Source organism: Streptomyces sp. NPDC048473, assembly GCF_043200155.1.
Taxonomy (GTDB): Bacteria; Actinomycetota; Actinomycetes; order Streptomycetales; family Streptomycetaceae; genus Streptomyces.
In genome coordinates, this window is record NZ_JBICXE010000039.1 from 36146 (window position 1) to 61102 (window position 24957).

Annotated in this window: 24 protein-coding genes and 1 tRNA gene; 9 read left to right on the forward strand and 16 right to left on the reverse strand. The window is 69.6% G+C overall.

Going from position 1 to position 24957, the window contains the following annotated elements; translation table 11 throughout:
- Positions 1-100: 100 nt before the first annotated feature.
- Together ACGFU7_RS37935 and ACGFU7_RS37940 are read right to left on the reverse strand one after the other, a co-directional pair.
- On the reverse strand, positions 101-1081 hold the full coding sequence (locus ACGFU7_RS37935) for a GDP-mannose 4,6-dehydratase (RefSeq protein WP_393702228.1): 981 nt from the start codon (positions 1079-1081) through the stop codon (positions 101-103).
- Entirely contained in the window at positions 1078-2190 is a 1113-nt protein-coding gene (locus tag ACGFU7_RS37940) for a glycosyltransferase (protein WP_393702294.1), read from the reverse strand. The genes ACGFU7_RS37935 and ACGFU7_RS37940 overlap by 4 nt, the downstream gene beginning before the upstream one ends.
- Positions 2191-2332: 142 nt before the next feature.
- Between ACGFU7_RS37940 and ACGFU7_RS37945 the strand changes: the two genes are divergently transcribed.
- From ACGFU7_RS37945 to ACGFU7_RS37960, 4 genes are all read left to right on the forward strand, one after another.
- Entirely contained in the window at positions 2333-3022 is a 690-nt protein-coding gene (locus tag ACGFU7_RS37945) for a response regulator transcription factor (protein ID WP_393702230.1), read from the forward strand.
- On the forward strand, positions 3019-4440 hold the full coding sequence (locus tag ACGFU7_RS37950; protein WP_393702232.1) for a sensor histidine kinase: 1422 nt from the start codon (positions 3019-3021) through the stop codon (positions 4438-4440). The genes ACGFU7_RS37945 and ACGFU7_RS37950 overlap by 4 nt, the downstream gene beginning before the upstream one ends.
- An 81-nt stretch (positions 4441-4521) precedes the next feature.
- Positions 4522-4971, forward strand: coding sequence for a hypothetical protein (locus ACGFU7_RS37955; protein WP_393702234.1), 450 nt, complete (start codon positions 4522-4524; stop codon positions 4969-4971).
- Between the two features lie 543 nt (positions 4972-5514).
- Positions 5515-5587: transfer RNA gene (locus ACGFU7_RS37960), tRNA-Arg, on the forward strand.
- 307 nt (positions 5588-5894) lie between these two features.
- Here the strand turns inward: ACGFU7_RS37960 and ACGFU7_RS37965 are convergent.
- From ACGFU7_RS37965 to ACGFU7_RS38015, 11 genes are all read right to left on the reverse strand, one after another.
- Positions 5895-6122, reverse strand: a complete 228-nt coding sequence (locus tag ACGFU7_RS37965; RefSeq protein WP_393702236.1) for a PIN domain-containing protein — start codon at positions 6120-6122, stop codon at positions 5895-5897.
- Between the two features lie 12 nt (positions 6123-6134).
- The gene (locus tag ACGFU7_RS37970) at positions 6135-6323 is read right to left on the reverse strand and encodes a hypothetical protein (RefSeq protein WP_393702237.1); all 189 of its coding nucleotides are present in this window, start codon (positions 6321-6323) and stop codon (positions 6135-6137) included.
- Positions 6320-6595 carry a hypothetical protein gene (locus ACGFU7_RS37975; protein WP_393702238.1) on the reverse strand — a complete coding sequence of 92 codons (276 nt, stop codon included), beginning with the start codon at positions 6593-6595 and terminating at the stop codon, positions 6320-6322. Before ACGFU7_RS37975 ends, ACGFU7_RS37970 begins: the two co-directional genes overlap by 4 nt.
- Before the next feature lie 1336 nt (positions 6596-7931).
- Positions 7932-8480 carry a GNAT family N-acetyltransferase gene (locus tag ACGFU7_RS37980; RefSeq protein ID WP_393702240.1) on the reverse strand — a complete coding sequence of 183 codons (549 nt, stop codon included), beginning with the start codon at positions 8478-8480 and terminating at the stop codon, positions 7932-7934.
- A gap of 148 nt (positions 8481-8628) precedes the next feature.
- Positions 8629-8889: a hypothetical protein gene (locus ACGFU7_RS37985; protein ID WP_393702242.1), complete on the reverse strand. Its 261-nt coding sequence runs from the start codon at positions 8887-8889 to the stop codon at positions 8629-8631.
- Between the two features lie 393 nt (positions 8890-9282).
- On the reverse strand, positions 9283-10080 hold the full coding sequence (locus tag ACGFU7_RS37990) for an isocitrate lyase/phosphoenolpyruvate mutase family protein (RefSeq protein WP_393702244.1): 798 nt from the start codon (positions 10078-10080) through the stop codon (positions 9283-9285).
- Positions 10077-10703, reverse strand: a complete 627-nt coding sequence (locus tag ACGFU7_RS37995; protein ID WP_393702245.1) for a hypothetical protein — start codon at positions 10701-10703, stop codon at positions 10077-10079. Before ACGFU7_RS37995 ends, ACGFU7_RS37990 begins: the two co-directional genes overlap by 4 nt.
- 62 nt (positions 10704-10765) lie before the next feature.
- Positions 10766-11047 (reverse strand): hypothetical protein, encoded by a 282-nt coding sequence (locus ACGFU7_RS38000; RefSeq protein ID WP_393702247.1) that lies wholly within the window; start codon positions 11045-11047, stop codon positions 10766-10768.
- A gap of 102 nt (positions 11048-11149) precedes the next feature.
- Entirely contained in the window at positions 11150-12076 is a 927-nt protein-coding gene (locus ACGFU7_RS38005) for an adhesin (RefSeq protein WP_393702248.1), read from the reverse strand.
- Between the two features lie 135 nt (positions 12077-12211).
- The gene (locus tag ACGFU7_RS38010; RefSeq protein WP_393702250.1) at positions 12212-14068 is read right to left on the reverse strand and encodes an MFS transporter; all 1857 of its coding nucleotides are present in this window, start codon (positions 14066-14068) and stop codon (positions 12212-12214) included.
- A 195-nt stretch (positions 14069-14263) separates the two neighbouring features.
- On the reverse strand, positions 14264-16660 hold the full coding sequence (locus tag ACGFU7_RS38015) for a D-alanyl-D-alanine carboxypeptidase (RefSeq protein WP_393702252.1): 2397 nt from the start codon (positions 16658-16660) through the stop codon (positions 14264-14266).
- Positions 16661-16824: 164 nt separating this feature from the next.
- Here ACGFU7_RS38015 and ACGFU7_RS38020 point away from each other — a divergent pair, with 164 nt between their 5' ends.
- The 3 genes from ACGFU7_RS38020 to ACGFU7_RS38030 all read left to right on the forward strand — a co-directional run bounded on the left by ACGFU7_RS38020 (position 16825) and on the right by ACGFU7_RS38030 (position 19081).
- Positions 16825-17547: a GPP34 family phosphoprotein gene (locus tag ACGFU7_RS38020; RefSeq protein WP_351260712.1), complete on the forward strand. Its 723-nt coding sequence runs from the start codon at positions 16825-16827 to the stop codon at positions 17545-17547.
- Positions 17548-17780: 233 nt separating this feature from the next.
- Positions 17781-18650: a helix-turn-helix domain-containing protein gene (locus tag ACGFU7_RS38025; protein WP_393702254.1), complete on the forward strand. Its 870-nt coding sequence runs from the start codon at positions 17781-17783 to the stop codon at positions 18648-18650.
- 224 nt (positions 18651-18874) lie between these two features.
- A complete protein-coding gene (locus ACGFU7_RS38030) occupies positions 18875-19081 on the forward strand; it encodes a DUF397 domain-containing protein (protein WP_393702256.1) in 207 nt (68 codons plus the stop codon).
- Between the two features lie 117 nt (positions 19082-19198).
- Here the strand turns inward: ACGFU7_RS38030 and ACGFU7_RS38035 are convergent, their stop codons facing one another.
- Complete coding sequence (locus ACGFU7_RS38035; RefSeq protein ID WP_393702258.1) at positions 19199-20038, reverse strand: hypothetical protein; 840 nt, start codon at positions 20036-20038, stop codon at positions 19199-19201.
- An 80-nt stretch (positions 20039-20118) separates the two neighbouring features.
- Between ACGFU7_RS38035 and ACGFU7_RS38040 the strand changes: the two genes are divergently transcribed.
- On the forward strand, positions 20119-20901 hold the full coding sequence (locus ACGFU7_RS38040; RefSeq protein ID WP_393702260.1) for an SDR family oxidoreductase: 783 nt from the start codon (positions 20119-20121) through the stop codon (positions 20899-20901).
- Between the two features lie 362 nt (positions 20902-21263).
- Positions 21264-22841, forward strand: a complete 1578-nt coding sequence (locus ACGFU7_RS38045) for a sodium:solute symporter family protein (protein ID WP_393702262.1) — start codon at positions 21264-21266, stop codon at positions 22839-22841.
- A gap of 87 nt (positions 22842-22928) precedes the next feature.
- On the opposite strand, the gene ACGFU7_RS38050 is transcribed toward ACGFU7_RS38045, so the two are convergent.
- Both ACGFU7_RS38050 and ACGFU7_RS38055 read right to left on the reverse strand, forming a co-directional pair.
- Positions 22929-24044 carry an ADP-ribosylglycohydrolase family protein gene (locus ACGFU7_RS38050; RefSeq protein WP_393702264.1) on the reverse strand — a complete coding sequence of 372 codons (1116 nt, stop codon included), beginning with the start codon at positions 24042-24044 and terminating at the stop codon, positions 22929-22931.
- A 204-nt stretch (positions 24045-24248) separates the two neighbouring features.
- On the reverse strand, positions 24249-24923 hold the full coding sequence (locus ACGFU7_RS38055; protein WP_393702266.1) for an inositol monophosphatase family protein: 675 nt from the start codon (positions 24921-24923) through the stop codon (positions 24249-24251).
- Positions 24924-24957: the final 34 nt, after the last annotated feature.

Here is a 24957-nt window from a genome sequence, read left to right on the forward strand (position 1 = left end):
CGTGAGTGCGGCGGTCGGCTGCCAGAGGGCCGGATCGGCAACCCGCCGGACCCGCCGGATGCAGCGGGCACACCCGGCACACCAAGCGCGGTGGACCGGCTCAGACCTGGTAGCGGTGGGCGGCGAAGAGATGCGGATGATCGGCCACCCACTCCGATGTACGCTTCAGCCCCTCCTCCAGCGGCACCTCGGGCTCCCAGCCCGCCCACTCCCGCGCCCGCCGGTTGTCGGAGAGCAGCCGCTCCACCTCGCTGCCGGAAGGCCGCAGCCGCGCCGGGTCGACGACGATGTCGGCGCTGCGGCCGGAAGCGGCGATGAGCTTTCGGGCCAGTTCCCCGACGGAGATCTCCTGTCCCGTGCCGAGGTTGACGACCTGTCCGAGTGCCTGGTCGCAGTCGGCCATCGCCAGGAATCCGCGGGCGGTGTCCGTGACATAGGTGAAGTCCCGGGTCGGGGTGAGCGAGCCGAGCCTGATCTCCTGTGTGCCCGCGTGCAGCTGGGCGAGGATCGTGGGGATCACGGCCCGTGCGGACTGCCTCGGACCATAGGTGTTGAAGGGCCGGACCACCGTGACCGGCAGTTCGAAGGCATGCCAGTGCGAGAGCGCCATCATGTCCGCGCCGATCTTCGAGGCGGAGTACGGGGACTGCGGCTGGAGGGGGTGGTCCTCCGATATCGGGGCGGTACGGGCCGTGCCGTAGACCTCACTGGTGGACGTGTGCACCAGACGGCGGACCCCGTGCCTGCGGCAGGCTTCCGCGATGTTCTCCGTACCGTTCACATTCGTCTGCACATAGGCGCCGGGGGAGTCGTAGCTGTAGGGGATGCCGATCAGCGCGGCGAGATGGAAGACCGTGTCGCAGCCCGCGACGGCGTCCATGACCCGGCCCTGGTCGCGCACATCGCCGGCGATCATCTCCACCTCCCCCATGTGGTGGGCCAGATACCCCTTCTCCGCGTACGGCTTGTAGTGCACGAACGCGCGGACGCGGGCCCCGCGCTCCACGAGCAGATCGACGAGGGTGGAGCCGATGAAGCCTTCGGCGCCGGTGACGAGGACGGTGCGGTTGTGCCAGTTCATGCGGAGTGCTCCTTGGTGGTCGAGGCGATGTCGAGAACACGGGCGGCCAGCAGGTCGGCGGCGTGGGCGTGCGGTCCCGGGGCTGCGGCCGCGCTCATCGCGGCCAGCCGTGCCGGGTCCGCCAGCAGCGGCCCTGCGAGGGCGGCGAGCCGGTCCGCGGTGGTTTCCGCGTCCGGGAGAAGCAGTCCCGCCCCGGCATCGGTCAGAACCCGGGCGTTGTGTGTCTGGTGGTCGCCGGGTGCATGGGGATAGGGGACGAGGACGGCGGGCACCGCGGTGGTGGCGAGCTCGGCGACGGTCGCCGAACCGGCCCGGCAGACGACGAGGTCGGCAGCGGCATAAGCGAGGTCCATCCGGTCGAGATACGGCACGGCCCGGGCGACGGAACAGTCGCCGAGCCGGCGTGCGGTCTCCTCGAACGCGGCGGGTCCGGTCTTGATCAGCAGATGGACGTCGGTGCGGTCGCGCCACCGGTGCGCGAGCCCGATCGCGGCCTCGGTGAGCCGTGCGGCGCCGAGGCTTCCGCCGTTGACCAGCAGCAGCCGCGCTCCGTCCGGGACGCGAAAGGTGCGGCGCGCTTGTTCGCGCAGTGCGCAGCGGTCCAGCCCGGCGATCGGCGCGGCGATGGGCATGCCGGTGGTCAGGGCGTTCTCGCCGCCCGCGAGGTGCGCGCGGCTGCGGTCGAAGGCGACGGCGAGATGCGGGGTGAGCCGGGCCGCGAACTGGTTGGCCCGCCCGGGTACGGCGTTCGACTCATGGATCAGGCTGGGCAGCCCTGCCAGCCGGGCGCCGAGGATGACGGGAGCGCTGGGGTAGCCGCCCATGCCGACGGCGATGTGTGCGCGCTGGTCGCGCAGGATCGTCCGGCACTGGGCGCCGGACCTGAGCAGGGCGGCGGGCAGCAGATAGCGCCTGGCTCCCAGCGACGGGTCGAAGGGAATCATGTCGACGGTGTGCAGCCGGTGTCCCGCGGCCGGTATCAGCTCGGTCTCCAGGCCGCGGGTCGTGCCGACGAAGGAGATCACCGCCTCGGGTACGGCCCGGCGCAGCGCTTCGGCGAGCGCGAGACCGGGGTAGATGTGGCCGCCGGTGCCACCGGCGCCGATCACGACGGACAGCGGCTCCCCGGCGGTCCACGGACCGGGTACGGGTCGCTCCGCAGGACGGTGAATGGGTGGTGTGCGCATGGCGGCCACGATCGCGAAGTGCTTTAAGAGGGATCTAAGAACGCGGTTTGGCAAGCTCTGTGTCATGGGAGCAGCGAAGGTCCTGGTGGTCGACGACGATCCGGAGGTCCGGTCCGCGGTGGCCGACGGCCTCCGTGTCGAGGGTTACGAGGTCCGGGAGGCGGCGGACGGTCTCGCCGCGCTCTCCGAGGTGGCCGCCTGGCAGCCGGACGCGATCGTGCTCGATGTGATGATGCCGGTCATGGACGGGCTGGCCGTGTGCCGGCGGCTGCGGGCGCTCGACGACCGCACGCCGGTCATCGTGCTCACCGCCCTGGACTCGGTGAGCGAGCGCGTCGACGGGCTGGACGCGGGAGCCGACGACTATCTGGTGAAGCCCTTCGCGCTCGACGAACTGACCGCGCGGGTGAGGGCCCTGCTGCGCAGAACGGCCCCTGACGGTCCTGACGACCCGTCCGAGCTGCGCTTCGCGGATCTGGTGGTGGACCCGGCCGCCCGGACCGGCAGCCGGGGCGGGCGCCCCCTGGAGTTCAGCCGGACCGAGTGCGCCCTGCTGGAGCTGCTGATGCGTCATCCGCGCCAGGTGCTCCCCCGCGAGCTGATCCACGAACGGGTCTGGGGCCGGGACTTCGGCCCCGATTCCAACTCGCTCGCGGTGTACGTGGGTTATCTGCGCCGCAAGCTGGAGGCGGCCGGCGAGTCCCGGCTGGTCCACACGGTGCATGGCGTGGGCTACCGGCTGGACGTGCCATGAGCGCGGGCCGCAGGCTGGGCGCGCGCTGGCGGCGGCGCCGGCCGCTGCGCACCCGGCTCGCCCTCGCCGCGTCCGCCGCGGTCGCACTGGTCGCCATCGGGGTGTGCGCCGCCGCGTTCTTCATTCTGCGCTACGCGCTGTATCACCAACTGGATCTGAATCTGACGCAGTCGGCGACGCGGGTCACCCAGCAGAACCGGGAGGAGGCGCCGGGCGTGCTGGCGGGCGAATGCCGCTTCCTCTCGGCGCCGGCGTGTGCGCAGATCGTTCCGGCCGATCCGGCGGACGATCCCGGGAAGCAGCCGTATCTTCTGCCGGTCTCCACTCCGGTGCGCGAGGTCGCGGCCGGGCGGCGCACTCCGTACTTCACCAACATCACGCTCGACGGCCGCCCTGCCCGGATGCTGACCACCACGTTCGGCAAAGGGAAAGCGCTCCAGGTGGCCCTGCGCGCCGACACGGTGCACAAGGGGGTACGGCAGGCGGCCTGGCTGCTGTCGCTGGCCGGGGGTACGGGCGTGCTGCTGGCCGGGGCACTGGGGTACGGGGTGTCGCGCACCGGCCTGGCTCCGGTGGCCCGGCTCACGGCGACCGCGGAGCGGATCGCGGCAACCCGCGACGCCCGGCACCGTATCGAACTGCCACCGGGTCCGCCGGGCCGTCAGGACGAGGTGACCCGACTCGCCGCCACCTTCAACACCATGCTGGACGAGCTGGAGCAGTCGGTCACCGCACAGCGGCGGCTGGTGGCGGACGCGTCCCACGAGTTGCGCACTCCGCTGACGGCACTGCGCACCAACGCCGAACTGCTCGCCCGCGCCGACCGGCTCACCGACGCCCAGCGCGACCGCGCCTCGTCGGCTCTCGCCCGGCAGCTGCGCGAAGTGACCGGCCTGATCAACGATCTGATCGAGCTGGCGCGGGAGGAGGAGCCGCATCCGCTGCTGGAGACCGTACAGCTGCAGCATCTGACCGAACACGCGGTGGCGGCGGCCCGCGCGCACTGGCCCGGGACGGAGTTCACGCTGTGGACGGACGACCCGGTCGCCGGCCTCACCCTGCCCGGGGTGCCTTCGCGGCTGGCCCGGCTGCTGACCAATCTGCTCGACAACGCGGCGAAGTTCAGCCCACCGGGCGGCCCGGTCGAGGTGACGCTGACGACCGGCGCACTGACGGTCAGGGACCACGGCCCCGGTATCGCCGAGGCGGACCTGCCGTACGTCTTCGACCGCTTCTACCGGGCCAGGACGGCCCGTGCCCTGCCCGGCTCGGGCCTGGGGCTGGCCATGGCCCGCCAGATCGCCCGGGCGCACCACTGCGAGCTGACGGCGGAGAACGCCACGGACGGCGGCGCGCTGTTCCGCATCACCTTCGCGGCGCCCGCTGGTCATCACGGTGGTGGCGACCGGGGGCGGTGAGTCACCGTCGATGCCGGGCCGGCCCTCCGTCCCACCGCGCCTCTTAGGCTGTTCCTTGACCGAACGGAAGGGGCGGGGCGCATGGCGACCTGGGGACTGGTCATCGAGACGACTGTGGGCGTCGGGGAGCGCAAGCACGCGGAGGCATACGTGCTGGCGCACATCGAGGGCACGCGCGAAGAGGCTCTGGTGGAGCTGGAGCGGCGTGCCCGGAGCCATACGCCGGCGCACCCCAGGAGTCCGAAGCGCCGTCGGCTCTTCCGGGAGGGCGACGGCTTCCTTCTGGTGATCGACGGCGCCTGGCAGTCCTTCAGCACTCGGTTCACGGTGGCGGAGCTGCTGCACGACAGCGCCGCACCGGCCGTGCCCCCGGTCGTACCCGCGACTGAACCGAACCCGGCTGCCGCGGCGCCGCCCCCGCCTCCACCGCCGTCGTCGCCGCCGTCGCCCCCGTCGTCGTCGCCGGTGGAACGATATGCGGACGGGGTGCCGGTGCGACCGGTCTGGCTGGGCCGCACCGATGTGCCGTAGCGGCGATGAGGGCGGGTGCCTCCCTTGTCAGCGCCCGGCGTCACACTGCTCGCGCCACCAACCCGTTCACGTCCTGGGCGAGGCAGCCGGACACTGCGTTCGTCGTAGCGGAGGTCGCCGATGAATTCGCGACGGGCGGCGGTATGAGCTCCACAACGCCCTGAGCACGCAGATACGGCAACGACCGGCCGGTTCACCGGCGGGTCGTTTGCCCGCCTCCGGCCGGCCGCAGCATCGCCGCCATGAGACCGGTACCCGCCCCGGCCCATCCACTCACCGCCTCTCTCAAGCATCAGCCCCGGCCTGCAGAAACAGCAGGTCAGAAGCGCCCGGCAGTCATCTCGCACAGCGACCCCGATATGGAAGCCACTCACCGGCACGTATCCGCTACGCTGTCCCTGGTCGGTCGTTGGTACGTCCCGCTGTCTGTCCCGAGCAAGATCGCAGAAAGCACCGCACCACGTCTGCCCAGCGGGCTTGTGAACGTTGACGAAGATCCACTCCCTGGGTTTTCGGCAAGGTTCTCTCCAAGCCCCTGCCTTTGCCTTCGTAGCTCAGGGGATAGAGCACCGCTCTCCTAAAGCGGGTGTCGCAGGTTCGAATCCTGCCGGGGGCACAGCAGAGCAGCAGGCCAGAGGCCCTGTCGTCCTAGCGGGCGGCAGGGCCTCTGCGCTCACAGCACATATACGGCACGAGCTGACCCGGCACCAAGACGACCGGGTGTCGTCTTCTTCTCCTGGCGGAGTCAGCCGGTAGTTCTGTTCCCCGCCCGCTCGCTCCGTGGGCGTTCCGGTGCTTGTCGACGAAACGAAAGCGGATCAGCCTGTCGTCTTCTGGGGAATTTGGCGGCAGCCTTGCGCAGGATCTCGTTGTCCTTCTGCGGTGTCGCCCGTGAGTCAGGAACGCTGACCGCTAGGGCCCACTCACAGTTGCTGTTCCCACGGATTGACGACCAGAGCCCCGGTTCGGGCCATGTGTTTGATGTTGCGGGTGGCGACCGTCCAGCCGTTGGCCAGGGCGGTGGCGGCGATCAGTGCGTCCGGCGGATCGATGCTGGTGCCGGTGGCCTTGAGCGTCTTGTGGATGGCGAGGTAGGCAGCCGCCTCCCGTTCGCCGATCGGCGCGATGCGGTTGCCGTATTCGTGCCGCACCGCGGCAAGGGCTCAGGCGTAACGGGCCTGTCGTACGGGATCCGGGGTGGCGGCCACGCCGACCTCGATCTCAGCGACAGTGGTCACGCTCAGGAAGCGGTTGGGTCTACCCGTGGAGCGGAACCATGCCACGACGCGGGGGTCGGGCTTCGCCCGGGTCGTGAGCTCGGCGACGACATTGGTGTCGAACAGATAGATCACTCGGCGTCCGTCTGCTCGTCGTAGGAGCGGGCACCGAACTCCAGGCCGTCGAAGGGCTGGGAGAGCAGGAACTCCTCGAAGCCGTCGTTGCTCAGTGTCACCCAGCGATGGAGCATCTCGGGCAGCGCCTCGATCTCCGTGTCGGCGAGCTCAGCGTCGAAGTGCTGGCGCTGGTCCTCCGGCAGGGACTCCCGGATGTCACGGATGGTCCGCAGGGGGTGCGACGACGGGGGCGGCGGCGAGTGAGACCCACCGCTGGGGGCTGTGGTCATCCGCATCGCCTCCGCTTGATCATGCCGTCTGCTGCTGGTACCAGGCTACGGGTTCCCGCCTGCCAGCCCCCATCTTTACGACGAGAGCGGGGCGTCCGTCCGCCTGCCAGCCGAGTGGCGCCGGCAGTTCTCGCGGATACGCCCGTCCTCCGTCGATGAGGCTCCGCACCGGGGACCCGTCCCAGCCCGGTGGCCGGCCGGAACGGATCCAGCACACATGAGGCTGGGAACGGCTGAGAACACACGAGAAACGTGGAGGAGTGATTTCGCAGGCCAGACGCCCTGAGGACGACGTTTACGCAGGTCACAGCCGCGCCCCGAGAAAACTCCTAAAGCGGGTGTCGCAGGTTCGAATCCTGCCGGGGGCACCAGGCGAAAGGCCCCCTCGAATTCGCCGTCTCAATGTTCTTCAGCGGGTTGCGTCTTCCTCGTTGGCCCCTGCTGAAACTGGGCGGGATCAAGGCCGTCAAGACATGGTGGGGCGTGGAAGACCTCGCCGGCCCTCAATGGTCCTCGGTCACTGCCGAACACGTCCGGCGACGCTGGTGGTTGCCTTCACGCTTTGGGCTGTCACGTCGCCTCGGCGGTTGGGCTGACCCAGTGCTCTCCTACCAGCCACGATAAGCAATTAACTTCGAGGCACAGCGACTGAGTCACAACTTTCTCTACTGGTTTGAAGACGGCAGGGCCTCTCTCCGCCCCGGCACACGGTGGCCCCGTTCGTGGCTGGCATGCCGCCATGCCACAGCCCACGGGCGCCGTCGCCCCATCGGTCAACCCACCCCCAAGAAAGGGGTGCCAAATCCCTGGCAGTTGGCATGCTTTCCCTCTGACGTATCTGGTGGAGGGTGCAACCGCCTGCCATGATCAGTCTGTGATCGAGCCTTCGAGAGTCGCACGACTGAACAGAGCCCTCGACTGGGCAGGGTTGATCCCGTCCACCCTCCTGCTCGCGACCGGCATCAGGGCTTACCGTGACGGCGGTTCCGTGGGATGGCCAATCGGCGGAGCGCTACTGGTCTTGGTCAGCCTCTGGGTGGTCTGTCGCGGGATGGCTCGTCGGAGCGACAAGACAGCCGCTTCACGGTAGGTGCACAGCAGCTCCGTACCGCAACCCCCGGCAGGACCGGCTCCTCGACGAAGCTCGTGAAACCGCAGACCCCGTCCGGCTGATGCGCCTGTTCGGGATCACATCCTCAACCGCGATCCGCTACGTCCACGCAGCCCACCCCGGGCACTTCACCATCGACCACACACGCATGACAACTGTTCAGGAGGCGACCGCTGCCCGACCCGGTCCAAGACCGTGAACAAGTCATCCGGGGCCGATCGTTCATCACGGCGTGGCCGGCGATTGGATGCGCCAGATCACGTCGATTCCCACCTCACCGGGAGTAACCGGCCCATCAGGCGCCTGCAGGCGCTCGACCTCGGTGAAGCCCAGGCGACGGGGGACGGCCCCACTTGCATGGTTCGCCGCATCGTGATGGATCTCTATTCGATCGATCTCCGCCAACTCGAATCCCTGACGGAGGAGAGCCGCGGCGGACATGGTGGCGAGACCCCGCCCCGTCCACTCGGGATGGAGCCAATAACCGATCTCCAGACCCCCGGGTCCGATCCGTCGCATGAGGCTGCAACTGCCGATCACTGCACCGCCTGAGGTGATCGCGTAGTTATAGGCCTGATCCGACTCCCACTCACCCTCGCTCCGAGTCACATACTCGGCAATCGCGTTGCGGTCGTGACTGGCCGCCCAGGGCATCCACGGCAGCAGGTGAGCGAGCGACTCGGTGACCACGCGGTTCAAGGTCTCGACGTCGCTCACGCGCCACCGACGCAGCTCTACCTGGTCGAAGGTGAGGGTCTCAGCAGGCTGTTCCATGCGCGGGATGCTTCCTCAATCCAGCGCTGATCGGCAACGCAATTACCAGCGGCGTCGTGCGCCTGCTGCTGCGCCTTCCGGCGGAGGAGTCACCTACGCGCCGGCGCGCGAAAAAGGCAGCTGCTGGTTCGATCACGGGGAGGATGCGTCAGGCGCTGAAGGCAGAGACGAGGAGGACCGGGTAGAGCACGCCGAGGGATCCGGTGACCAGGCCGATGGTGCACTGGCCTCGGTTGAGCTTGTTGGCCAGGCCGAGGACGGCGAAGGTGACGGCGAGGCTGCCGGCCAGGAGCGGGATCGCGATTCCGCTGAAGCCGGAGAACACTGCGGCGATCAGGGCGACGGTGCCGAGGAGGAGCGAGACCGGCCCGTAGAGGGTTGCAGGGCTGTCGGTCGCTACGGTGGCCATGTCGGGTTCCTTGCTGTTGGGCGTCGGCGTCGTCCGACACACAGGTAAGGGCATCCTGGAAGCCCCATCATGGCACTTGAAGTCCAAGCGCTGCGAGGGGACTTGTCTTCTGCAGCTCCTTCGTACCGTTGTCGAGGGCCTCGGCGATGTACTCGTCCTCCGGGAACGTCGTGAGCATCACCACCGCGGTCCCCGGCACCACCCGGCGCAACCGCGACGTTCTCCATGTCCCGGGCCCTCCCCGGGATGGCGTCGGACACCGGCCCGCACGAAGGCATCCTCGTCGGCGAGGAGCGCTCATACCCGCTTTGCCGACGGGGCGTCCTGCGGCTCTTCTTCCATGCGGCAAGGCCATGGTGCCGTTCGCTCCCCTCGCCGGGCATCAGCCGGGCATCACAACGCCGGGCCGATGAGGGCCTGTACCTGCGCGTATGCAGGCCCCTCCCCGGCCACCGCGCGGCCCGCCCGGATGTCCGCCGCCGCGCCCGACGCCGCACCGAGCGCCGTCCGGAACAGCAGCGAGCCGAGACTCACCCGGCGCACACCCAGGTCGCCGAGCCGGGGGACGGTGAGGCCGGAGGGGGTGTAGAGGATGTTGAGAGGCGTTTCGAGCCGCTTCACCAGGGCGGCGATCGCTGCGGGATCAGTCAGCCCCGGTACGAACACACCGTCCGCGCCCGCCTGTTCGTACGCCTGGAGCCGGTGCGTCGTCGCGGCCTCCTCCCGGCCGCCCAGCCAGTACGTGTCCGTGCGGGCGTTGACGAAGAGGTCCGGTACGGCGGCCTTCACCGCCGCGATCTTCGCCGCGTGCAGAGCCACCGGAGCGAGGGTGCCGTCGCGGCGGCCGTCCTCCAGGTTGATGCCGACCGCCCCGGCCTCCGCCAGCTCGCGGGCCAGTTCGGCCACCTCCTCGGGGTCGTCGCCGTACCCGGACTCGGCGTCCACGGAGAGCAGATACGGGCCCGGCCCGAGCCGCCTGGCCAGCAGCAACGTCTCCGCCCGGGTCGCTCCCGCGCCATCCGGCAGACCTGCCGCGGCCGCCACTCCGAGGCTGGTCGTGCCGATGGCCGGGAAGCCCTGCGCGGCGAGGGCGGACGCCGAGGCGTGGTCCCAGGCGTTGGGGATCAGGAGCGGCGAGGCGGCCGCCCGGTGCAGGGCGGCGAAGGCCGTTTCCGCGGGGACGGGCGTCATGGCTTCGGGGTCCCGGTCGGCCCGTCCACTCCCAGGTCACCCACGGAGTCCGCGTAGTACGCCGACCCCTCCAGGTGGAAGGCGAGTTGGCGGAAGGTCCACCCCGTTCCGGGCGACTTGTCGAGCTGGTCGGGCGTCAGGGCGTCCAGGCGGTTCGCCCAGATCCTGGCCAGCCGGGTGAGCCGACTGCGCGCCTCGTCGAGGTCGGCCTCGGTGAACGGGGCGAGGTCCGCCTCGGTGGTGGTCGCCGAGGCGTGCCAGTGGTCGGGCTGTGTCTCCTCACCTACGAGCCTGGCCTCCATCTCCGCGAGATGGTCGACCATGTGGTCGGCGACGCGGCGGATCGCCTTGTGCGGGGTGTAGATCCGGTCGCCGGCGGGGATGGGGCGGCCGTCCCAGGCGGTCCAGGTCGCGGCGAGGGCCAGGACGTGGTCGACCATGGCCGTCAGGATCTGCGCGGGGTCGCGGCCGTCGGTCGCCGGGGCGTCGTCGAGGATGTCGGGTACGGCGGGTGCGTCGAATACGGCGGGTGCGTCAGGTACAGCGGGTACGTCGAATACGGCGGGTGCGTCAGGTACAGCGGGTGCGTCGAATACGTCGGGTGCTCGCTTCGTTTCCGTCATGGCTCGACGCTAGATCCGGAACGTTTCGGTACCGGCCGAACTATTCCGGCCCCTTCCCGCGCTCAGGACGACGTGACGTCCTTCGATCGCGGACGCCTGCCCGGTGAGGCGCAGTTCGGGCACCAGTAGCCCTCCTGCTGGATGAATATCCATCCGAGCTCCTCGATGTACGGGGACGCAACGGTCGCACTGTGCAGCACATGGCCGAACAGGTCGGTATCGATGTCCGGCGGTGGCTCCGCGATGACCAGGTCGAACACGGCCCGTGCCCGGCAGCCGCTGCGGTCGCACGCGAGGTAGAACCGCACGGGGCCGGGTGGCTCTCCGTCTGTGGTCAGGCTCATACGTCGACTATGGACGCAGAGTTGGTCCCGCGGTGCCGATTCCCGGCCATCGAGCCGCCGGACCCTGAACCCCGGACCCCCACCCCCGACCCCCGAACCGGATCAGCGGCAGGAGACCTTCAGCTGCGCTGCCGCGTGATGCGCGCCCACCCGCTCCTCGTCGCCCCAGTCCCGCCCCCGGTCGATCAACTGCACGGCAAAGGTGTCGCCCTTGACCGGGTAGCTGCTCACCTCCACCTGACTGCCCCGGTGCGCGCTCTGGCGTACGGCGAAGCCCGTATAGGCGGAGTCCGCGTCGTCGGGGTCGGAGAGCACCCGGTAGAAGGTGGGGTCGCCGGCGACGTCGCGGGCGTGGGCACTGCTCGGTACGAAGACGGTCAGGGCGCACACCCGATAGCCGTCGCCCAGGTGCCAGGACCAGGTGGCGGTGTTGCCCCGGTCCTCGTCCGGGCTGCCGGACATGGGTACGGCGCTGAACCTGCCGTCGCACGAACTGCCGCGGTAGCCGCCCGAGTCGACCGTGTACCAGCCCTCGTCACCGCCCTCATAACGGCCGTGCTCGCGGTACTCGCCCGTTGTGCAGCCGGGGCCCGCCCACGCCGCGTACCGGTATCGGTCGTCCCCCGGCGGCGGCTCGGCAGTTCGGGACGGGCTCGGCCGCGCGGGAGCGGTGGACGGGGACGCCGACGGGGTGGTGGCGGGCGGCGGGTCGGGGGTCTCGGTGCCCGAGGGGCCGATCCGGGTGGGGGCGCCGCCCCTGAGGTCGTCCGGTGCCACGCCGCCGCGGCCCACCGCCTCCGTACGGCTGCCCTCACCACCCGCCGAGGCGAGGAGCGTGACGGCCGCGGCCAGCGAACCGGTCAGCACCACGGCTCCCGCCAGCAGCAGCGCCTTCCGGCTGCGGGGCAGCGTGGATATCCGGCCCGCGAGCGTCTCACGGGCGATCCAGGAACCGCCCGGAACCTCCGGATCACTCGGACCGCCCCGACTGCCCGTCCGGGTCACCGAGCCGCAGTCCGGACAGGCCATTCCCGGCAGCGCACCCCGTTGTTCACCGCCGCACCGTTGGCACCTCATGGCAGCACACCATGCCAGGGCATCGCGCCCGGAGGGAGGGATCGCGCACGATCGGCCCGCACTTCCGCCCTGCGGCAGCGGCCGGGTTCAGCGCAGCTCCTCCGGGCACGGCGTGCCGGGTGACAGCTGGTAGGGCGCGGCCAGCCGGTACACGCCCGGCCGCGGCGCGAGCAGTTCCGTCCACTCGTCGCCGTCCTCGTCCTCCTCGACCTTGATCAGACAGCCGTTGGTGTTGACGAAGGTCCGCGGGCTGCTCTCGTCCTCGCGCTGCTTGGACTCCTCGGTCTCCTGCGGCCGCTCCACGCTCTCGCCCTTGTCGTCGACCAGGGCGAGCCAGCGCGAGTACGGGATACGGATCAGGATCCGGCCGGCCGTCTTCACATGGATGGTCACCTCACCCGCACCGGCCCGGTCCACCGTGGCCGGCGGATCGGCCAGCGGCACCGGGCCGTCGACCTCGAAGAGCCGCCAGTTGGCGTCGGACCAGACCGGTTTCAGATACGGCAGCCCCTGGTCGACCAGCTCCGCCTCCTGCACCGCGCCGTTGGAGTCCGGTGTCCCCTTGGGCAGCACCACGTAGTGCACCGCCCAGCGGTCGAGCCACTGGCGGTAGTTGGCGCTGTCCAGGGTGTCGTCGTAGAAGAGCGGGTTGCGCTCCATGTCCGCCTGCCGGTTCCAGCCACGGGCCAGATTGACGTACGGCGCGAGCGCGGACGCCTCCCGGTGGCTGCTCGCGGGCACGACCTCGACCCTGCCGCGCTCCGCGCCGGCCTCCTGCAGCTCATTGACGAGCGGGGCCAGCTCACGCGTCCAGGAGGCGGCGGGGGCGGTCCGGACGATGTCGTCGACGCCCTTGAAACCGATCCAGAAGTTCAGCCCGACGAACGCCAGAACCAGTGCGTACCAGCGCCGGGAGCGCGGCACCGTGTACGGCAGCGCGGCGAGCAGCACCACACCGGCGAACAGCATCGCCATCCGGGTGACGTTCGAGCCGATCTGCGAGTCGATCACATAGGTCAGCAGCGTCCCGACGCCGTACACGGCGGCTGCGGTACGGACCGTCTTCCAGTCGCGCGGCACGAGGACGAAGACGAGGACCGCGAAGAGGAACGGCAGCGACAGGGTCGCGATCGACATCGGCTGCGTACCGGAGAAGGGGAACAGCCACGCGGACAGCGCCACGACCGCGACCGGGGCCAGCCCCAGCGCGTACGCCCCGGGGCGCCGCTTGTTCAGGAAGAGCGCGGCGGCGACCACACCCAGGAACAGTCCGGCCACGGGGCTGCTCGCCGTCGCGAGCCCGGCGAGCGGGGCGGCGACGGCTGCCTTCGCCCACCGCTTGTACCGCCAGCGGTACGGCCAGCAGAACACCGCGGCCACCGCACCCACCGCGAACATCATGCCGAGCCCGAACGTCACCCGCCCGGACAGCGCGTTGCACAGATACGCGAACACTCCGGCGAGCGAGCAGGCGAGCGGATTGCGGACGGCCCGGACCCGGACCAGGATCAGCGCGGTCAGCGCCGCCGACACGGTCCCGGCGACCATCATCGTCGTACGCACACCGAGTACCGACATCAGATACGGCGACACGACGCTGTACGAGACGGGGTGCATGCCCCCGTACCAGGCGAGGTTGTACGCCGTACCGGGGTGCCGGCCGACGAATTCGGCCCAGGCGTCCTGGGCCGCGAGGTCGCCGCCGCTGTTCGCGAAGAAGAAGAACCAGAGCACGTGGGTGACCGCGGCGGCCGCCGTCGCGATCGTCACCGGGTGCCGAAGCAGTCGCTCGGCGCGGGTCCGCCGGGACGGGGCGGTGCGCGGCTCGGGGGCGTCCGGGGCGGGCGCCGCTGTCCGCGTGTTGCCGCTGCTGCTGCCGCTGTTGCCCCTCATGCCTCTGCTGTCGGCCGCCTCACGGCCGGGCTTCGGCTCCGCGGTGGTCACTACGGCTCTCCCCGTCTCCCCGTACCCGTCGGCTCCGTATCCCGTACCCCGTACACCTGTGAGGACGCCTTCCGGGCATCCTTGAGTTGCTCCGGGACGCTAACACGTACGCAGTCGGGAAGAGGGTGCCGGGATCGGCACCCTCTTCCCTCGACCGGGCCGTTTCGGCCATCGGCCGGCCAGTTGGTCAGCCGGTCAGCCGAGCCGGGTCAGCTTGTCCCCGAACGTCGGCTCCGCCAGATCGCTCTGCAGCGCGACGGCCACCTTCACCTGACTGGTGCCCTCACCCACGGTGAGCGTTCCGACGTGGGTGCCTGCTGCTGCCGAGTGCGGGATCGTCTTCCCGTCGTCGGTCAGTTCGATCTTGACCGTGAGACCGGGCCAGCCGACCGCCGACACGTCCTTGGTCGCGACCACCGGGATGCTGCCGCCCAGTCCGTCGGAGACGGTGCCGACGACATCGCCCTTCTTGACGACCTTGGCACCCTCCAGCAGATCCTGGGTGGCCACCATGACTTCCTTGCTCACCGCGTTGACGGTGTCGATGATGGCGGGCTTGTGCTGGCCCAGCACGGCGCCGACGATCAGCTGGTCGGTGTCGCCGACCATCTTGTGGGCGGCGAAGAGCAGGTTCCCGCCCGCCTTGCTGGTGGAGCCGGTCTTGATGCCGAGCGCACCGTTGTACGGGACGAGGGTGTTGTAGTTCCGCCAGTTCTTGCCCGACGGGTCGGTCCACGACGGCAGCTTGGTGATGGCCATCAGCGCCGGGATCTCCACCAGCTTCTGGCCGAGCTTCACCTGGTCCTCGGCCGAGCTCACCGTGGTCGCGTTGAGGCCGGACGGGTCGGTGTAGGTGGTGTTCGTCATGCCGAGCGACTTGGCGGTGTCGTTCATCTTCTTGACGAACGCCTCCTCGGAACCCGCGTCCCAGCGCGCCAGCAGCCTCGCGATGTTGTTCGCGGAGGGGATCATGATCGCGGAGAGTGCCTCCTGCTCCGTGAGCTCGTCACCGACCTTCACGGTGTTGAGCGTCGACTCGCCCTCCGAGTCCAGCTTGCCGTCCGACTCCGCCTTGGCGTCGATCTTGATGGAAGGGCCCTTCTCGCCCTTCTTCAGCGGGTGGTCCCTGAGCACGATGTACGCGGTCATCGCCTTGGCCACACTGCCGATCGGCACGGCCTTCTGCTCGCCGAACGAGTCCACCTTGCCCAGTCCGGTGGCCGCCATGTAGCCCTGGCCCTCGCTGGGCCACGGCAGGGACGGCTTGCTGCCCTTGAAGGTGTACGTCGGCTTCGCCGACATCTGGAGCTCGGGCTTCGGGAGCGGGCGCACCATCTGCACGATCGCAAAGATGATCAGCAGAAGCAGGGCCAGCGGGGTCCAGATCTTGACCCGCCGGACGGCGGTGCGGACCGGCGTCTGGGCCGGCGGAGGCGTGTTCGTCAGCTCGGCCAGCAGGTCGAGCGGCGGCTTGGGCGGCATCGGCTGCTGCGTGGTCCGCTCGGCTCCGGAGAGCGAGGGGGCGGGGGCCTGAGCCTCGGGCCTGCGGGGTGCGGGTGCCGGTGCCGGTCGTACGTCATCTCCGCGCAGGGGTACGAACTTGCTGGTCCGCTCGGCGGCGGACTCGGGCTTCGACGCGGGGGGCGGGGTGATCTTCAGCGCAGTCGTCGGCTGGTCGACCTCGGCCACGGCGGGTGCCCTGAAGACGGCGGTCGGCTGATCGATTCCGCGCTTGTCCTCAGCGGTGTCGGACTTGTCGGGCTTGTCGGCCTTGCTGTCGGCGTCAGCGGTGTCCTTGGCGTCGGCTTCTGAGGCTTCGACGTCATCGGACGGCTCGTCCGCGGCGTCGGCTTCGTCCGCGGCTTCGGCTTCGTCCGCGGCTTCGGCTTCGGCGTCATTCGACGCGGCCGCCTCGTCCGGGGCTCCGTCGGCCGGAGCAACCGGCTCAGGCGCGTCGTCGTCCTCCGTCACGGCGTCGGCGTCCGCATCCGCATCCGCGTCGGGCGCAGCCTCGTCCTCGGACGTGGCGGCCTTCGCGTCGTCGCCCTTCGGGCCCTCGTCGCTCTGGTCGTCGCCCTCCGCCACCCACGCAGCTACCGCCGCACGCAGCCGCGCGTCGCCCTCCTCGGGCGCAGCGGCCTCGGCGGGCTCGGCGTCTGCCGCGTCCTCCGAGGACTCGGCAACGTCCACGCTCTCCGCGTCCTCCGCGCTCTTCGAGGGCTCGGCGGCCCCGGAGGACTCATCGGAGGACTCAGAGGCCCCCTCCGGGCCCTCAACGGCCTCCCCCGCCCCCTCGGCACTCTCAGCGCCCTCGGTGCTCTCAGCGCCCGAGGAGCCCTCCTGAGCCCCGGAGCCCTCCGGCTGCTCCGAACTCCGGCCGTCCTCACCGTCGCCGGACAGCCCCGGCCCCGTACGGAAAACGGCCGTCGCCGTGTCCGTCCTGCCGCCGGCTTCGGCCTCGGCTGACGGTTCACGGAAGACGGCAAGCCGCGGATCACTCTCGCTCCGAGCCGTCCCCGACGACTTCTGCTGCTTCGACTTGTCGGGGGACTCGCCCGCCACCGATGCCTCCTCCATGCGGCGCGGGGACATCCCCGCGCTGTCCGAACCATCTACCAGTGTCCTGTGTGAACCACCGGCCCGGCTGCTAGACGAGAACGACATACCTACTGGTTCCCGAACAAAGCACCCAGGCGCCCTCGACAGACCAATGTGAGAGGGGTCACCCTGTCATTCATCCACGCGGGGAGGCATGGATGGGCAGGAGCCGCAGAACAATTCCGGAGGAGCTTCTGTTGCTCGCTCTGGACCCGGCCACGGGTACCACAGCGCAGCCGCAGTCGCTCGACCTCGGCCTCGCCGGAGCTCAGCTAGTGGAGCTGGCTCTGGCAGGACGGATAGCCCCTGACGGGGATCGTATCGCCGTGGTGATGCCACGGCCGACAGGAGATCCGACTCTGGACTCCGCACTGGAACTGCTGCGCCGACGCGGCAGCCCGGTTCGGGCGGTCCACTGGATTGGCGGACCCCGGCTGGGGCTGCGCCAGATCTACCTCGCTCATCTGGAGCGATGCGGCATGGTGCATGCCGTGGCGGGCCAGATGTGCGGAGTGCTGCCGACGACTCGCTACCAGGCGACGGACACGGCAATCAGCCGGGACATCAGAACCAGGCTGGACAGTGCGATCCGCACCGGCGTACCGCCGGACCCGCGGACCGCGGCGCTCGCCGCGCTGGCCCACGCGGTCGGACTCGGCAAGCACCTGTATCCCGGGAACGAGGGGCGTTCATCGCGCTCCCGGCTCCGGGACCTGATCAGACACGACCCGATGGGCGGACTCGTGGCGCATGCCGTGATGGACGTCCAGAACGGGGCGGTCGCACAGCCGCGCCGTAACCAGGCGGCCGGAGTGCCGTTGCAACCGCAAGTGCAGTCGCAGTCACGCCGCGGCAGCATGGCGCACACCGCGGCCCACTAGGACCGCACCCGTCGCCACACGCACCGCAGCGCCTCAGCGCCGCAGCACCAACCGAATACCGCCGCACCGTCGTCCCCAAGACCCGGTTCGGGAGCCGCACCAAGCGCGGGGCAGCCACAATCATGGCTGCCCCGCGCGCTTGCGTGTGGCCATTTCCCAGCGCGGCCGGGACAGGGGTGGCAATCTGCTCAGCAGTAGATACGCACAGCTACATAGCCGGAGGTGCCGTTTCCGTGCCGTCCAACGTCAATCCCACCGTCAGGCGACGCCGGTTGGGCCAGGAATTGCGCCGACTGCGCGAACTCAAAGGCATGACGGCCGAGGAGGTGGCGGAGCGGCTGCTGGTCTCGCAGTCGAAGATCAGCCGCCTGGAGAACGGCCGCCGCTCCATCAGCCAGCGCGATGTACGTGATCTCTGCGGGGTGTACGAGGTCGAGGATCACCGGATCGTCGACTCGCTCATGCAGATGGCCAAGGATTCACGCCAGCAGGGCTGGTGGCATGCCTTCGGCGACATCCCGTACAGCGTCTACATCGGCCTGGAAACCGATGCCGAATCGCTGCGGGTGTACGAACCCCAGGTGGTCCCGGGCCTGTTGCAGACCCGGAGTTACGCCGAGGCGCTGATCAACGGCGCGTTGCCGGAGGCCCCGTCGAGCGACATCGAAAAGCGCGTCAACGTCCGGGCCCGCCGCCAGGACCGGATCACCTCCCCGGAGCATCCGCTGCGGCTGTGGGCGGTGATCGACGAGTCCGCGCTGCGCCGGCTGGTCGGCGGCAAGCAAGTGATGATCGAGCAGTTGGAGCAGCTTGTCGAACTGTCGCACCTGCCGCATGTGACCGTGCAGGTGCTGCCGTTCGAGATGGGCGCGCACCCCGGCATCAACGGGCAGTACGCCATCCTGGAATTCCCGGACGCCGCGGACTCCAGCGTCGTCTATATCGAGGGCGTCACCAGCGACCTCTATCTGGAGAAAGCCAACGATGTGCAGCGGTACAGCGTCATGTATGAGCACCTGCGGGCACAAGCACTGAATGTGGAGCAGACCCGGCACTTCATCAGCGACATCGCGAAGGAGTACGCCGGGCGCTCTGGCGCGTAAAACCGGACAGCCCGCAAAGTCCGGTATGCGGGAAATGAAGCAATGTTACGGGAGGGGCGGCGGTAAGGTACACCGCCGCTCGCCTGCAACGGAAGACTTTGATGGTGGTTACCATCCGGTCGAGTGAACGGCCCCTTCACTCACGAGACTTGGCGAGTAGCGTCGATCACGCCAACCAGAACGCTGTTGGTGTCATTCACACGACTCTCTGAACCGGAGTGAACATGGCCATTCGTCAGGGTGCTACGGACAAGTGGACGAAGTCCTCGTATTCCGGGGGCAACGGCGCCTGCGTCGAAGTCAAGTCCCCTCTCGCGCAGGCAATTGCCGTACGCGATTCGAAGGCCCCCGAGGGCCCCTCGATCTCGTTCGTCCCCGCCGCGTGGAACGCTTTCGTACGTGACGTCGGCAAGGGTGCCGTCGACGCCTGACCGGTCCTTTCCACCGTTCGCATCGCAGCATCGATTCCGGTGTTGCCGGTAGCCCTCTCGACTGGTCCGCCGTCCCGGCCGAGGGGGCTTGATGCTTGACCCGGGGATCCGGGGCGCTCAGCGCAGCTGATCGACGTGGAGGTCGGTGCCGGGCACGGTCGGGATGAACGGCGCCACCAGCTCCACCCGCCCCAGGCCGGATTCCGCGACCATCGCGTCGAGCCCGGTGAAATGCCCGTCCCAGCAGTCCCGCGGGTCCTCCTGGAGGAACCACAGCAGGGTCAGCCGGGTGTCGACGCCCTCGACCTGCTTCACATAGGTCATCCGGTCGCCCGGCAGTGGTGTGGGGCGGAAGACGGTCACCATCGCCGCCGGGGAGTCGCCCAGCCGCTTCGGCAGATGCCGCGAGCGCAGCCATTCCAGCAACTCGGCCCGCTGCTCGGCCTCTTCGGCGTCGATCACCTGAAGGACCAGCCCGCGGTAGGGGTGGTCGAGTGCGTGGAAGTCCCGGGGCCCCGCGGCGCCGTCCCGGTAGACCGTCGCCTCGTGGTCCTGGAACGACGTGAACACATGGGTGCGGTCCTGATAGACCCGGCCGTCCCGGTTCAGCCGTTTGTTGATCCCGACGGTCCACTTCATGTGGTCGTCGTAGCGCCCGTCCGTCACCCAGTACGTCGACAGATAGCAGCCGGCACCGACCGGCCGGGCGACCGCGGACTTCTCCGGGTAGCGCAGTTCCCGCAGTTCCCTGGTGGCGACCCAGCGGCGTCCCGCGTACATCCAGGGCATCGCCATCGCGCCCGCGTAGTAGTGGTCGTCCTCGTACCAGCGGTTGTACGCGTACTCATGGCCCGGGTGCGGTTCGACCATGGTGATCAGTGCGTGGCCGGGATGGACTCCGTACGGTCCCAGCGCGGCCAGTTCTGCGTAGGTGTCGCTCCGCGTCTCGTCGCTCATGCCGTTCCCCTTCCGTACTCTGCAGCGGCGTCTTACTCTGACGCCCCGTCAGGAGAACTGCCAGAGCCGGGAGGCCACCGATGTTGCTCGCGGGGAAGACCGTCATCGTGTCCGGGGTGGGCGCCGGGCTCGGACACCAGGTCGCGGCGACGGTCGTACGGGACGGCGGCAGCGCGGTGCTCGGGGCGCGTACCGCCGCGAATCTCGCCAAGTCGGCCGCGGAGATCGACCCGGACAGCCGGCACACCGCCCATCTGGCCACCGACATCACGGACGAGGCGCAGTGCGAAGCACTCGCCGCGCTGGCGCTGGAACGGTTCGGGCGGATCGACGCGGTGGTCCATGTGGCCGCCTGGGACAGCTACTTCGGCGGGATCGAGGACGCCGACTTCGCCACCTGGCAGTCGGTCATCGACGTCAATCTGCTCGGCACACTACGGATGACCCGCGCCTGCCTGCCCGGCCTGAAGGAGCGGGGCGGCTCGGTGGTCGTCATCGGTACGCAGTCCTCGGTGGCCGCACCGTCCCAGGTGCGGCAGGCAGCGTACGCGGCCTCGAAGGGGGCGCTCACCTCGGCGGTGTACTCCATGGCGCGGGAGTTCGGCCCGCACCGGATCCGGGTGAACACGGTGCTGCCCGGCTGGATGTGGGGTCCGCCGGTGCAGGCGTACGTACGATTCACTGCGCACACCGAGGGTGTGCCCGAGGCCGAGGTGCTCGGCAGGCTCACCGAACGCATGGCGCTTCCGGACCTTGCCACGGACGGCGATGTGGCCGAGGCCGCCGCGTTCCTGGCCTCGGACCGGGCACGGGCGATCACCGGACAGTCCCTGCTGGTCAACGCCGGCGAGCTGATGCGGTAGGTCCAGTTTCGCAGGGCCGGCTCGTCGGGCCAGTTCTCCTCCTTCTCGGCCGCACGGGACCCGCATCCCGTGCGGTCTTTCTGTGCTCCTCGGTACTTCTGATGCTCTGCACAGCCTGACGAAGTGCCCGCTCATGGTGTGGCCGCCGTCACGTTCGCGACAACGCCTACGCGAGTCAAGAACAAGCAAAATCGTTCGACTTACTGATCCGCGTTCACATCTCTGATCGCGAAAAACCTTGACCGGGGTGCCGCGCAGGCGGTTCAATCCCCGAAGTCCCCGCTCCCGCACGGGGGCTCCGCTGAGCGGCCGTACTGACGAAGTGTGTACCCGTTCACAAGGCGGACCCCAGGAGGGGGCACATGAACAGTCTCGACTGGGTCGTGCTCATCGGCTACTTCGGCGTGATGATCGCGATCGGAATCTGGTCCCACAAGCGTGTGGACAACGTCAGCGACTTCTTCACGGCCGGCGGCAAGATGCCGTGGTGGCTGTCCGGCATCTCGCACCACATGTCCGGCTACAGCGCGGTGATGTTCACCGGGTACGCCGGTATCGCGTACCAGTACGGCGTCACGTCCTTCGTGACCTGGTCGCTGCCGATCGCCATCGGCATCGGCATCGGCTCAAAGCTCTTCGCGCCCCGGCTCAACCGGCTGCGCTCGCGGCTGCATGTCGCGTCGCCGCTCGAATACCTGAAGAACCGCTACAACATCCAGACCCAGCAGGCGCTCGCCTGGTCCGGTCTGCTGCTGAAGATCGTGGATGTCGGCGCCAAGTGGGCGGCCATCGCCACCCTGCTCTCCGTCTTCACGGGCATCTCCCTCACCCAGGGCATCTTCATCACCGGCGCCATCACCGCCGTCTACTGCACGGTAGGCGGCCTGTGGGCCGACGCGCTCACGGAGCTGGGGCAGTTCGTCATCCAGCTCTTCGCCGGGATCGCGATGCTCGTCACCGCCATGAGCAAGCTCGACGGTTTCAGCACCCTGTGGACGGTCTGGGACAAGCTGCCCGAGGGTCACACGGACCCGACGGCCGGCCCGTACACCGTGACCTTCCTGCTGGCGTACCTCTTCATCAAGACCTTCGAGTACAACGGCGGCATGTGGAACCAGGCCCAGCGCTACATGGCCACGGACTCCCCCGCCTCCGCGACCCGTTCGGCCCGGCTCTCCGCCGTGCTGTGGCTGGTGTGGCCGACGGTGCTGTTCTTCCCCATGTGGTGCGCCCCGCTGCTGGTCCACTCACAGAAGCCGGACGCCTCGGACAGCTACGCCCTGATGACCGAGCAGCTGCTGCCGCACGGTCTGCTCGGTCTGGTCGTCGTCGGCTTCTTCTCGCACACGATGGCCATGTGCTCCTCGGACGCCAACGCCATCTCGGCGGTCTTCACCCGGGACATCGCCCCCGTCTTCTCCAAGGCGGCACGCAACTGGAGCAGCCGGGCCGGGCTGCTGGCGGCGCGGCTTTCCACGCTCGGCTTCCTCGGTCTGTCGATGGCGCTGGCCACCCAGATCAACTCGCCGACGTTCAAGGACATCATCTCCGTCGTCATCAAGTGGGTCGCCGGCCTGATGGGCCCGATCGCGATTCCGTTCATGCTGGGTCTGCTGCGCAGGTTCCGTAAGTCCGGGCCGACGGCGGCGCTCACCAGCTGGGCGGCGGGGCTGCTGGCGTTCTACTTCACCAACTACAACTTCGACGGTTCGGTGAAGACGGACGTCGCCCTGCAGTACCAGGTGGCGCTGCCGCTGGCGATCTCGCTGGTCCTCTACATCGCAATCGGCTTCATCAAGCCGGAGGACACCCCGGAGCGCGACGCGATCATCGAGCAGATCAACTCGGACGGCGACGGCGCGGGGGCCGGGGCGACGGTTCCTGCACAGGCGCAGGCCGGTTCCGGGGATGCGGCGGTCACGGAGGCCGTGAAGGACTGACGCTCACAGCTGTACGGGCGAGGGGCGGGGTGCGTACGGACACGGTGGTGTCCGTACGCGCCCCGCCCCTTCCTCCCGTTCGGGGACTCAGCCGCGCGGATAGCGGGTCAACCAGCCCGGTGCGGCGGCCGACGGGCTGTGCAGGGCCGGGCCCTGGGTCATCTCCATCGCGAAGTCGTCGGCGAGCTCAAGGAGGGTGGCCCGCCCCTCCAGTTCGGCGAGCCAGGCCGGCGGCAGCGCAGTCTCGCCGTGCAGCGCGCCGAGCAGCGCCCCGCACAGGGCTCCGGTGGCGGCGGAAGGCCCGCCGTGGTTGACGGCCAGCCGCAGCCCGTGCCGCACGTCTTCGCCCACCAGGGCGCAGTACACGGCGACGGCGAGGACTTCCTCGGCGGCGTCCGTGGCACCCAGCGACTCGATCAGGGCCGGTCCCGGAATGCCCTGGCGTACGGTGCCAAGCGCCTGCTTCAGCGCCTCGGTGACCGGCTCGTGCCCCGGGCGCTCGGCGAGCAGAACCAGGGCGTGCTGGACAGAGCCGTCCAGGGTCTCGCCGCGGGCCAGCCCGTGCACCATGACGGCGAGAGCGCCCGCGGAGAGCAGCGCGGTGGGGTGGCCGTGGGTCTGGGCGGCGCATTCGACGGCCAGTTGGAGGACGAGCTGGGGCTCCCAGCCGACGAGCAGCCCGAACGGGGCGGACCGGGTGAGGGCGGCCGAGTCCCTTGCGGTGGGATTCTTGGGCTTGTCGAGGGTGCCCATGGTGGTGTCCCCGAGGCCGGTGAGGCATTCCCGGGTGGGGGCGCGGCGGGCGTAGAGCCACTCCTGCTGAGCGAGCCAGCCGTTGTCCTTGCGGCGCTCGTCGGGCCCCCAGTCGTGCTGGGTGGCCGCCCAGCGCAGATGGGCCCGGTGCACATCGGTGGGCGGGTGCCAGGCGCCGGTGTCGCGGCGGACCTGGGCGCGGATCAGCCCGTCGACGGTGAACAGGTTGAGCTGGGTGACGGCGGTGACGATGCCGCGGCCGCCGTGCGCGGGTACGAAGTCGGTGACGGCGTCGGCGCCGTGGGCCGCCCGGATCTCTTCCAGCGTGAGCCCGTCGACACCCGCGCCGAGCGCGTCACCGATGGCCCCGCCCAGCAGAGCGCCGCGCACCCGGCTGCGGAAGTCCTGCTGCTCGGCACGGCCCCAGACAGCTATGGTCCCTGTGCTCACCGTGCCCCTCCCCGTCGGCCCGCCCGCCTGCGACTGCGCAGCACTGTAATCGAACGGGAACGGGCGGTTGAGGGGGCGGATCTGGGTACGAGTGGGTATGTGGACGGACGTCCCGCAGGTCGTTTTTGACCCCTCCGGGCGCCGTCCGGGCCGATCGGCAGCGCGCACACCGGACCGGCCTGCGGGCGACCACCGCGACACCGCTCAGATCGCGATGGACTCCCAGAGGGCGATCAGTTTCCGGGCAAGCGATGGGGCACCTGCGGCCAGGACCGGTGATTCCAGGGTGAATTCCCGCCCGCCCGCTCCCAGCACCGCTCCGCCGCGCTCTCGCACGATTGCGGTGCCAGCTGCCACGTCCCACGGCTTGGGGCCGAGGCATACGCAGGCATCCAGCCACCCCTCGGCCACTCCGACCAAATCCAGGCTCATCGCGCCCTGCAGTCTGATGCGATAGGCCTCGTTGTACAGACGGCCGATAAGCCGCGCCGCCCGCGGATTCCCGTGCCCCGTCCCTGTCAGACCGACAACCGCCCGGGAAAGGACCCGAGCACCGGTCGCCCGGTCCGAGGCCGTTCCACCCGCCTCCCCGGTGCTCCATCGCCGTCCAAGCGCCGGCGCATGAATCACGCCCAACACGGGCGAGCCCTCCTCCACGTACGCGAGCGAGAGTGCATATCCCGGTGATCCGCGAGTGAAGTTCATCGTGCCGTCGATGGGGTCCAGCAGCCAGCATCTGGCGGGCAACGAACCCTCACCGGTGGACTCCTCGCCGATGACCGGGACCCCGGGCGCAAGGTCCACCAGGACCCGCGCGACCCGACGCTCGACCTCGACGTCGGCAGCCGTGACCTCTTCCCCGGACGGTTTGAACCGCACGCGTGCCCACGGTTCGCCCGCCCCCTCCCCGGCA